This window comes from Mesorhizobium sp. M7D.F.Ca.US.004.03.1.1 (assembly GCF_003998635.1).
Lineage (GTDB): Bacteria > Pseudomonadota > Alphaproteobacteria > Rhizobiales > Rhizobiaceae > Mesorhizobium > Mesorhizobium loti.
This window is the reverse complement of sequence record NZ_RZQG01000119.1, coordinates 1-10,386: the sequence shown is the minus strand read 5'-3', so window position 1 is coordinate 10,386 and position 10,386 is coordinate 1. Positions and strand designations below refer to the sequence as shown.

General features: G+C 63.0%; 8 protein-coding genes and 1 pseudogene. 3 read left to right on the top strand and 6 right to left on the bottom strand.

All coding sequences use genetic code 11. The features are described from left to right. Window positions 1-1,746 (top strand): annotated as a pseudogene (locus EN935_RS09990) (kinesin); the annotation flags it as partial. A 142-nt stretch (window positions 1,747-1,888) separates the two neighbouring features. Here the strand turns inward: EN935_RS09990 and EN935_RS09985 are convergent. The 4 genes from EN935_RS09985 to EN935_RS09970 are packed head-to-tail and all read right to left on the bottom strand — an operon-like array spanning window position 1,889 to window position 5,975. Then, window positions 1,889-2,596, bottom strand: a complete 708-nt coding sequence (locus EN935_RS09985) for an ABC-type transport auxiliary lipoprotein family protein (protein ID WP_109669383.1) — start codon at window positions 2,594-2,596, stop codon at window positions 1,889-1,891. Then, window positions 2,577-3,950: an MlaD family protein gene (locus tag EN935_RS09980; protein ID WP_126068984.1), complete on the bottom strand. Its 1,374-nt coding sequence runs from the start codon at window positions 3,948-3,950 to the stop codon at window positions 2,577-2,579. Before EN935_RS09980 ends, EN935_RS09985 begins: the two co-directional genes overlap by 20 nt. A 14-nt stretch (window positions 3,951-3,964) precedes the next feature. Continuing rightward, window positions 3,965-4,786 (bottom strand): ABC transporter ATP-binding protein, encoded by an 822-nt coding sequence (locus EN935_RS09975; protein WP_127265041.1) that lies wholly within the window; start codon window positions 4,784-4,786, stop codon window positions 3,965-3,967. Window position 4,787: 1 nt separating this feature from the next. Continuing rightward, on the bottom strand, window positions 4,788-5,975 hold the full coding sequence (locus tag EN935_RS09970; RefSeq protein ID WP_126068982.1) for an ABC transporter permease: 1,188 nt from the start codon (window positions 5,973-5,975) through the stop codon (window positions 4,788-4,790). 78 nt (window positions 5,976-6,053) lie between these two features. Here EN935_RS09970 and dgcA point away from each other — a divergent pair, with 78 nt between their 5' ends. After that, entirely contained in the window at window positions 6,054-7,037 is a 984-nt protein-coding gene (gene dgcA / locus EN935_RS09965) for an N-acetyl-D-Glu racemase DgcA (protein WP_127265329.1), read from the top strand. On the opposite strand, the gene EN935_RS09960 is transcribed toward dgcA, so the two are convergent. After that, window positions 7,008-8,222, bottom strand: a complete 1,215-nt coding sequence (locus tag EN935_RS09960) for an MFS transporter (protein WP_127265328.1) — start codon at window positions 8,220-8,222, stop codon at window positions 7,008-7,010. The two genes, dgcA and EN935_RS09960, sit on opposite strands and share 30 nt — an antisense overlap. Window positions 8,223-8,346: 124 nt before the next feature. Next, complete coding sequence (locus EN935_RS09955) at window positions 8,347-9,162, bottom strand: UDP-2,3-diacylglucosamine diphosphatase (protein ID WP_127265327.1); 816 nt, start codon at window positions 9,160-9,162, stop codon at window positions 8,347-8,349. A gap of 121 nt (window positions 9,163-9,283) precedes the next feature. Here EN935_RS09955 and EN935_RS09950 point away from each other — a divergent pair, with 121 nt between their 5' ends. Then, window positions 9,284-10,063 carry an SDR family oxidoreductase gene (locus tag EN935_RS09950; RefSeq protein WP_127265326.1) on the top strand — a complete coding sequence of 260 codons (780 nt, stop codon included), beginning with the start codon at window positions 9,284-9,286 and terminating at the stop codon, window positions 10,061-10,063. Window positions 10,064-10,386 lie beyond the last annotated feature (323 nt).

Below are 10,386 nucleotides of genomic sequence, written 5' to 3'. Positions count from 1 at the left end.
CTCGTCTCGCGCGCCAATGTCATCGCGGAGACCTTCACCGCGGTTGGCCAGCATATCGGCCAGAGCACCAACGATGCCGCCAAGACCATCGGCGCCAACACCCGCGAACTCAACACCATGCTCGCGGCACGTTCGGCCGAAATGTCGAAGATCCTCGACGAAACCGCACGGCCTTTGGTCGAGCGCTTCGCCCAGGGCGGCTCGGAACTGCAAAAGAGCATGGAAGAGGTCACCGAACGCGCCACCGAGAAGCTGCGCAGCGAGAATGCCGCACTTGTCGACGCTCTCGCCAGCCGCACCGCCGAAACCTTGTCGGCGGTCGAAGGCGCTCGCTCGTCGCTGTCCGACAGCGTCGCTGATCTCATCGGCCGCATGACCAAGTCCAGCTCGCAGCTCGGTCAGCTGATCGAGCAGGCCGCGGTCAATCTCGGCCAGGTCGATGAGCGCCTGAGCGGCAGCACGCAAAGCTTCGCCGCCACCACCGAGAAGGCTGCGCAGACCTTTGCCAGCTCGGCACGTCTGGTCGATTCGAACACGACAAGGCTGACGGAACTGTCGTCGTCCACCTTGCGCGAGGTCGCGTCGATCGCCACCAAGTTCGACGAGCACAGCCGCCTGCTGTCCAGCGCTTCGGACCTGTTGAGCTCTGCCCAGAGCAACCTCGAGCACACGCTCGAAAGGCAGTCGTCGCTCGAAGACCTCGCCGTCGGCCTGGTCAAGAAGTCGGAAGATCTCGAAAGGGTCATGCGTTCGTTCGAAAATCTCGTCGGGCAGACGCTGCAGAACGCCGAAGGCAAGACGATGGAGTCGGCCGACAAGATCCGCATCGCCATCACCGACGTCGTCGATTCGGCCACCAAGCGTTTCGCTGATGCGACCGAGGAGATGCGGCGCACCGCGGGCTCGATCAAGAGCGAGCTCGACCTGACCCGCGCCGAGCTCAAGAAGGGCGTCATCGAGATGCCGGAAGAGGCAAAGGAATCGACCTCGGCCATCCGCCGCGCCGTTTCCGAGCAGATCAACGCCCTGAAGGAGCTTTCTGACATCGTTGCGAAGTCCGGCCGCGGCGGCGATGGGTCCGAGCCACGCAATCTGCGTCCCGCGCCGCAAGCGCCGGCCCCACGCGCCGCCGAGCCGCCGCGTCGCGCACCGGCTCCGCAGCCGGAGCTGCGCACGCCTCAGGCGCCCTTGGGCGGCCCTGCATTGCGCGGCACGCTCGATCTTGAGCGTCCGGCCGAGACGGCACCGCGCCAGCGTCCAGACACCAACGCCCGCACGCCTCAGGGCGGCTGGGTGCGCGATCTGCTCACTGCGGCGTCGAATGACGAGGACCTGAGGTCGGTAACACCGTCGGCGCCTGCGGAAGCACCGCGCGCGGCTCCTGCCCAGCGCTCGCCCCTGCATGTCGTGGAATCGCTGAACTCGCTCTCCGTCGATATCGCACGAGCCATCGACCACGATGCTTCGATCGAGTTGTGGAACCGCTACCGGCGCGGCGAGCGTGACGTGTTCACAAGGCGGCTCTACACGCTGAAGGGCCAGCAGACGTTCGACGAGATCCGTCGCAAGTATCAGGCGGAGGCCGAGTTCCGCGCCGCCGTCGACCGCTACTGCGACGATTTCGAGAAGCTGCTCAAGGATGTCTCGCGCAATGACCGCGACAACATCATGGCGCAGACCTACCTGACCTCGGATACCGGCAAGGTCTACACCATGCTGGCCCACGCCAGCGGCCGTCTGCATTGATCAGCCGATAGGGCAACAAACGAAAGGCGGGAAATTTCCCGCCTTTTTCATTTCGACCGATTTGGCTGTTGGCGCGCCTGCGGCGCCGCGTCCCTTGCGGTAGCACTGTCAGAAGTGCTGTGCGATCAAACTTTTACGGAAATCAGATGACCGAATCCGTCCAGCGCACGATCTGCTTTGCGGCATCACCGAACGCATTGTCGAGTGCGCTGACATAGGCGGGATTGCCGCTGCCCGAAACCGGTGCGGATGCGGTGAAGCTCTTGGAGGCACGCACCTCGCCATTGCGGTCGTTGAGGATGCGCACGAACAGATCGACTTCGGCATGCTCGCCGCCGTCGACACGAACCTCAAAGGATCGGACCTCGACGATCACCTGATAGTCAATCGCCAGGCCCTCGCCCGGCTTGCCGACGCCGGCAAAGCTGCCCGAACGCTGGAACGTCTCGGCGAGCCGCGCCTGCACGATCAGCGGCAGCCGGTCGGCCCATTGCGCGCCCTTGAGATACTGGATCGAGCGATCCGACGGCTTGATGACGATGTTCTGGCTGTCCAGCGCCTTGAGCGCCGACGGCTGCGCGATCAGGATCTGGCGGCGGCTGTGGCCATGTGCCTCGACCGTAGGCGCCGACAGCTCGAACGTATCGAGCGGCGCGGGCTTGCCGCCCAACGCCGCGCAGCCGGCTAGCGTCAGGGCAAGCAGTGCCGCAGCCGATGACAAGCCGCCCGTTTTCACCCACACAGACTTCACGCGCGATCCCCGTTGTCCCCGGATCGTAAGATCGACCCGCTTTCGCGGCTCATGTTCTTGGGGCTCGCCGACGCCGAAGTCAACGCCGCGCCCTGCCATCGAACTGCCGAACCTCGCCATCGCCACCCGAAAGGATGCGCTGCGGATTGCGGCTGAGATCGGTCACCGCTTCCTCGATGCGGCTGATCGAACGGCGGCTGTCCTGCACCAGCGCCTCGACATTCGAAAGCCCCTGGCCCGAGAAGCGCGCCAGATTGTCGGTGATGACGCCCAGGCGGGAATTCAGCGTGTCGGCAACCTGCTTGAACGACTTCAGCGTCGCCCTGGCATCCGCCATCACACCGTCGGCCTGCCCCGAGCCGAGCAAAGTGTCGACCCTGGCGAGGATGCCGTCGACACGCACCGAGGCGTCGTTGAGCCGCTGCGCCAGTTGCTTGGCATCCTTGATCGTCTGGTCGATATCGTCGGCCCGGTTGGCGAACTTGTGGGTCACCTCTGCGATGTCGGCGGCGGCCTTGTCGGCGCTTTCGCTGGCCTTCTGGATATTGGCAAGTGCCGAGCGCACCTGCGTCGGGTCGATGCCGTCGAGCACGCCGTCGACCTTGGCCAGCGTGCCTTGCGTCTGCTTGGCGAAATCGTTGACGGACCCAACCGCGGTATCGACATTCTTGATCACGCCGTCGAGCTGTTTCGAAGTCTCCTTGAGGTTCCCAGTCACCGTGTCGACATTGGCGACAATGCTCTTGATCTTGTCCTTGTCGACGGCATTGAGAAGGCCTTCGGCTGCCTTCAGCGTGCCATCGAGCTTTCCGGAAACGCCTTTCAGCTCATCCGCCAGCGTGCTGGCGGCGGACAGGAACTTGTCGATGCCGTCCGAATTCTTGGCCAGCGCATCCGAGAAGGTCTGCACGTTCTGCACGGTCTGCGTCAGCGGCCCGCGAACGTCCTTGGTGAAGCCTTCGAGTTCCGTCAGCACCTTGTCGGCGCGGGTAAAAATGTTCTGCGCCGTTTGCAGCAAATTGGTCACCGCTGACGGGTTGGCGACGATCTCGGCGACCTTGCCTTCCTTTTCCGCCTGGTCGAGGAGCTTTACTTCCTTGGGGTCGGCGCCCTTGAGTTCGATGTTGGCCTGCCCGGTCAGGCCGGCAAGCCCGATATCGGCCTGCGTCGACTTGGTGATCGGCGTCAGGCGGTCGATCTCGGTGTCGGCGATGGCAACCGTCGGATTGTCGACGTCGATATAGACACGCTTGACGTCGCCAACCTTGACGCCATTGAACAGCACGAAACTACCGCGGCCGAGCCCGGAGGCCGAGCCCGGAATGCGCACGCGCAGCAACGTCGTCTCGCCCTTGTCGCCGATCGCCGCCGTCCAGTAGACGAAGGCGAACGCCGCCAGGATCGCAGCCAGCGTGAAAATGCCGACAATGACGTAGTTGGCTCTGGTTTCCATTGTCCCACTTATGGCTATGCGCGCGCCGCAAGATCAAGTTGCCGGGCGCGTTTTCCGCGGAAATAGGACTTTACCCACGGTTCCTCGCTCTTCAGCATGTCGTCGATGGTGCCTTCGACGAGCACTTTCTTGTTGCCAAGTACGGCCACCCGGTCGCAAGCGGTGAAAAGCGTGTCGAGATCATGCGTCACCATGTAGACGGTCAGGTCCATCGTATCGCGCAGCTTGACCACCAGTTCGTCGAATTCCGCCGCGCTGATCGGATCCAGACCCGACGTCGGCTCGTCGAGGAAGACGATGTCGGGGTCGAGCGCGAGCGCCCGCGCCAGTGCGGCGCGCTTGATCATGCCGCCGGACAGTTCGGACGGGAATTTCTGCGCCGCATCGGGCGGCAGCCCGACCAACTCGATCTTGAGCAATGCCAGTTCGTCCATCAGCTTTCGCGGCAGGTCGAGGTATTCGCGCATCGGCACCTGGACATTCTCCAGCACTGTCAGCGCCGAAAATAGGGCACCGTGCTGGAACAACACGCCAAGCCGCATGTCGATGCGCAGGCGCTCGATGTCACTCGCCTTCTCGACATCGACACCGAACAGCTTGATCGTGCCCGACTGCTTGCGCGTCAGGCCGAGAATGGTGCGCAGCAGAACCGACTTGCCGGCACCCGAGGCGCCAACAAAGCCAAGGATCTCGCCGCGCCTTATGTCGAGTGACAGCTTGTCCAGGATGAGCTTGTCGGCGAAGGACACGCTGATGTCGTGCGCGGAAAGCACGATGTCGCCCTCGCCCGCATCGTTCGCCAGTGTATCAGCCCTTTTCCTGCCTCGCAGCTTCATCTCAGAACTCGATCGCTGCGTAGAAAATGGCAAAAAGCCCGTCGAGGATGATGACGACGAAGATCGACTTCACCACCGAGGCGGTGACGTGCTGGCCCAGCGATTCCGCGCTGCCGCCAACCTTCATGCCTTCGACCGAGGCGATCGTGCCGATGATCATCGCCATGAATGGCGCCTTGATCAGGCCGGCAAAGATCGTGCTGAGGTCGATGGCGACGCGCAGCCTGTCGATGAAAGCAGCCGGCGGGATGTCGGAATAGAGCCACGCGGCCAGGATGCCGCCGCCGAGTGCGGCGAAATTGGCAATGATGGTCAGGCACGGCAAGGCGATGACCAGCGCAACGAGCCGCGGAAAGACCAGGACGCCGATCGGGTTGAGCCCGATGACCTTCAGCGCGTCGACCTCCTCGCGCATCTTCATCGAACCGATCTCGGCGGTGATCGCGCTGCCGGAGCGGCCGGCGATCATGATCGCCGTCATCAGCACCCCAAGCTCGCGCAGGATCAGCACGCCAACGAGGTCTACGACGAAGATATCGGCGCCGAAATAGCTGAGCTGGTAGGCGCCCTGCTGGGCAACGATGGCGCCGACGATCGCCGACATCAGCACCACCACCGGAATGGCGCCGACACCCATGCGATCGATCTGGTTGAAGATCGCCGCCGGGTTGACGGCATGACCACGCCCGAGTTTCATCTGTGCACCGCGGATGGTGGCGCCGAGGATGTTCATCGAGGCGAGGAAATCGTCGCGCATCTCGTAGACGCGCCGGCCAACCGCCTCCAGCGCGCGAATGACGATGTTAGGCGGCCGCGTCGGGCCGGATTCGGGTTCGCGCCGCACGGCCTCGCCCACCGCGTCGAGCAGGATCGAAGCGATCTCGCTCTGGCCCTGCATCTGGATCTTGACGCCCTTCTTCTCGAAGGCGCTGACCAGCCGGTCGATCAGCCAGGCGCCGGCGGTGTCCATCTTCTCGATCTTGGAAAGATCGAGCGCCAAGGTCTTGAAACCGCTTCGTTTCTCGATCTTGCGCATGTCGGCGTCGATCAGCGCGACAGTCCGTGTCGTCCAGATTCCGGAGAAAGCGCAGCCGAGAACGCCATCCTCCTCGCCGATCGCCACGCGCGGTTCGTGGTCAGCCTCCCCCGCGGTCGTGCCGCTTGCGTCGCGCTTGCCGATGGTCAACATGGCGTCCTGTTTAGCCTGACGGAACCAAGCTGTCGATTTGCCGACTCGCTCGTTCTCGCATAGCCGGAGCAGAAAAATATGGCGCGTGTCATTTCGGTTGAGGCCGAGCGTTTTCCGATCGCCGGAACCTTCACCATTTCGCGCGGTTCCAAGACCGAAGCTGACGTGATCTCCTGCACGATCAGCGAGGGCGGCCACGCCGGCCGTGGCGAATGCGTTCCCTACAAGCGCTATGGCGAGACCATGGACGGCGTCCGCGACGCGATCGAGGCCATGCGCGACAGGATCGCCGGCGGCATCAGCCGAACCGCCCTGCTCGATGCCATGCCGGCCGGAGCCGCCCGCAACGCCATCGACTGCGCCCTGTGGGACCTGGAGGCAAAGATCAGCGGAACATCGGTAGCGGATGCGATAGGTGCGGTTCCGTTACGGGCCCTTGAGACGGCCTACACGCTGTCGCTCGGCGAACCGGAGGCGATGGCGGCGCAGGCCCGCGCCAATGCGGCGCGGCCGCTGCTCAAGGTCAAGATCGGCGGCGACAACGACATCGCCCGCATCCGCGCGGTCAGGCAAGCGGTGCCCGACAGCCGCATCATCCTCGACGCCAATGAGGGCTGGAGCGACGACAATATCGTTGCGAACCTCGCCTTTGCCGCCGAACAAGGCATCACGCTGATCGAGCAGCCGCTGCCGGCCGGTCATGACGGCATCCTGCGCCACATTGCGCATCCGGTGCCCATCTGCGCCGATGAAAGCGTGCACGAGGCAAAGAACCTCGAAGCAATCGTCGGCCTCTACGATGCCGTCAACATCAAGCTCGACAAGTCGGGCGGCCTGACAGCCGCCCTTGTGCTGCGCGATCGCGCCCGCGAACTCGGTTTCGGCGTGATGGTCGGCTGCATGGTCGGTACATCGCTGGCGATGGCGCCGGCGGTGCTGCTCGCACAGGACGCCGATTACGTCGACCTCGACGGTCCGCTGCTGCTTGCCCGCGACCGGGTGCCCGGCCTTGTCTATCAGGGGTCGCTGGTATCACCGCCCGATACGGCGCTGTGGGGCTGAGCGCGCCGCAAGCCCGATCAGCACAAGGCCGACGATAGCGATCGGAATCATCACAAGGAACCCATCGACGCCGAGACGGTCGTAGAGCGGGCCGGAAGCAAGCGTAACAGCAGCCATGAAGAAGCCATTGAAGAAATAGGCGATGCCTTGCGCAGCACCGGTGCGCTCTTCGGAGACAGTCTCGGCGATCATTTTCTGCAGGCCGATCAGCACCATTGCGACAGACACCGAATGCAGCGACTGCACGGCGAAGAAGCCGGGAATGCCAAGACCGAGCGGCCATACCAGTGGAAAGATGATCCAGCGCACTATCGAACCGACGCCGGCGATCACCATCACTTTGACGACGGACACGGAGGCGAAAATGCGATTGAAAAACAAAAACATGCAGACTTCGCACACGACGCCCCAGGCCCACAGCAGGCCGACGACGGAATCGCTGATGCCGATCGATTTCCAATAGATGGAGACGAAGCCGTAGAGGAAGGCGTGGCTGGCGGTAATGATGCCAACGCCAAAGGTGAAGTAGAGGAAATAGGCATTGAACAGGCTAGGCGCGGCGTGCTGGATTTCTGCGGCCGACAGCGGCGAAGCCTTGCGCGGCCGCCCCATTCGCGGCGCAAACAGGGCTGCGACAAGCGCTGCGGCAAGCGCCACGAATATGATTACCGGCACGGCTTTGGCTCCGGCCGCCGCCAGGATGAAGCCGCCCACAACATTGGCGCAGAGATAGGAGATCGAGCCCCATTTGCGCATAGCGGTGTAATTCGAGCCGAAGCGGCGCACCCCAGACAACGCCAGCGAATCGGCCATTGGCGAATGCGGTGTCCAGACGATCGTCAAAAGCAGAGATACGGCCAGCACGATCGCGTAGGTCGCTGGCAGAAAATAGCCGGCCGAAATGGCCATCGTTGCCGCGACCAGCGCGATATAGACGTCGGCGCGGTCCTTCGCCCGGTCGGCAAATGCCGTTAGCATAGGCGTCGTCACGACGCGCAAGAACATCGGTGCGGCAAGGATCACGGCGATCTGTTCGGCGCCGAAGCCCTTCGCCTGCAGCCAGAGCGGAAAATAGGGCAAATGCGTGCCTTGCGACACGAACAGCGTCGCGAAAATCAGGCTCATGCGCAGTTCGAAATGGCGCGGCTTGACGAGTTGTTCGGGCGAAAGTGGCGGCAGGGACATGAATCGATCCAATCGCGCTGCACTCGGCCAGCGGCAGCGCGTATCGATCCCTTAACATGGGCGAAAACCGGGCGAAACCGGTTGGACTAATCGATTGATCCCGGAGCCTGCATAAGCTGAGGCGCTACGCCGCCTGCCCTACCCGGTCTTCGATGAGCAACGGTATAAACGGCTCGTCCGGCGCCTCGGGCAGCACCTGCGCCCAGGTTAGGATTTCCATCCGACCGTCAAAGTGCTCGACCACAGCCGTGCAGCTTTCCACCCAGTCGCCGGTGTTGATGTACTGGACATCGCCAAAATTCTCGATGACGGCATGATGGATGTGGCCGCAGATGACGCCGTCGACATGCGAGCGGCGCGCCTCGTCCGCGAGCATGGTTTGGAACGAGCCGATGAAGTTCACCGCCTTCTTGACGTTGACCTTGGCCCAGGAAGAGAACGACCAGTAAGGCAGCCCGAGCAGCTGGCGCAGCCGCGTCACCACACGGTTGACCAGCATGGCCGCGTCATAGGCGTGGTCGCCGAGATAGGCGAGCCAGCGCGCATTGTGGACGACAGTGTCGAACTGGTCGCCATGGATGACGAGCAGGTGTTTGCCGTCGGCGGTCTCATGGATGGCGCGGTCGGCGACGACGATGCCGCCGAAATGCACGCCCTGGAACTGGCGGGCGAACTCGTCATGATTGCCGGCGATGTAGGTGATGTTGGCGCCCTTGCGCGCCTTGCGCAGCAATTTCTGCACGACATCATTGTGGCTTTGCGGCCAGTGCCAACTCCGCCGCAACCGCCAGCCATCGACGATGTCACCGACCAGATAGATGATATCGGCGTCGTGATGTCTAAGGAAATCGATCAGGAATTCGGCCTTCGCCGCCTTCGAGCCGAGGTGGACATCGGAGATAAACATGCTGCGGAAAGTGCGGGGCTCTTGGCCGGACATCGCGATTTCACCGTTGCTTTCGCGAGAGGCTATGCCCCGATTCATGCAACAACCGTATGACGGTTGCGATTGGTCCAGCCGAAGGACTAGCTTGCGGCCGGCTCACAAGGAGAAAATCATCATGGATCTCGGTATCAGCGGGAAGAAGGCTATCGTCTGCGCTTCGAGCAAGGGACTTGGGCGCGGTTGTGCCATGGCGCTGGCCGAAGCTGGCTGCGACATCGTCGTCAACGGACGCAATGCCGAGTTGGTGGCGAAAACCGCCGAGGAATTGCGCCAGCGCTATGGCGTCACGGTGACAGAAGTCGTTGGCGACGTCTCCAGGCCCGAGATACAGAAGGCGCTGCTCGCGGCCTGCCCGGACCCGGATATCCTCGTCAACAACAATGGCGGACCGCCGCTTCGCGACTTCCGCACGCTCGATCGCGAAAAGATCCTCGAAGGCGTCACCCAGAACATGGTGACGCCGATCGAACTGGTCCAGGCTGTCCTCGACGGCATGGCGGCGCGCGGCTTCGGCCGTATCGTCAACATCACCTCGCTGTCGGTCTATGTGCCCATTCCCGGCCTCGACCTGTCGTCCGGCGCGCGCGCCGGCCTGACCTCGTTCCTTGCCGGCGTGGCCAGAACGGTGATCGACCGCAACGTGACCATCAACAGTCTTTTGCCAGGCAAGCTCGACACCGACCGACTGCGCGGGCCGCACGAGGCCGGCACCGTCGAGGACCCCGCGGCCGCCGCCGCGCGCAAGACTCGCATCAGCGCCGATGTTCCGGCCAAGCGGCTCGGCACGCCGGAGGAATTCGGCCAGATCTGTGCCTTCCTGTGCTCTGTCCATGCCGGCTATCTGACCGGGCAGAACATACCGGTCGATGGCGGTCTCTACGTCAGCGCCTTTTGATCAACTTGTCCGTGAAACTGCAGGAACCATCCGTCAGAAAATCGGCATAAGCATTTGATCGTTCACGACTTTCTACGCGCCGCTGGGTATTGCTGCCGGCGCGTCAATTAGCGTCGCGAAAAACCTCGGCTGCATGCTAAAAGGGAATCTCCAGGCAGATTTCGAGGGAGCGGCCGCATGGAAGGCGAGAGCAAAAAGACGGCACGTTCGGACCTCGATGAAGCCGCCCTCTACTTCCACAAGTATCCAAGGCCGGGAAAGCTCGAGATCCAGGCGACCAAGCCGCTCGGTAATCAGCGCGACCTTGCGCTCGCCTATTCGCC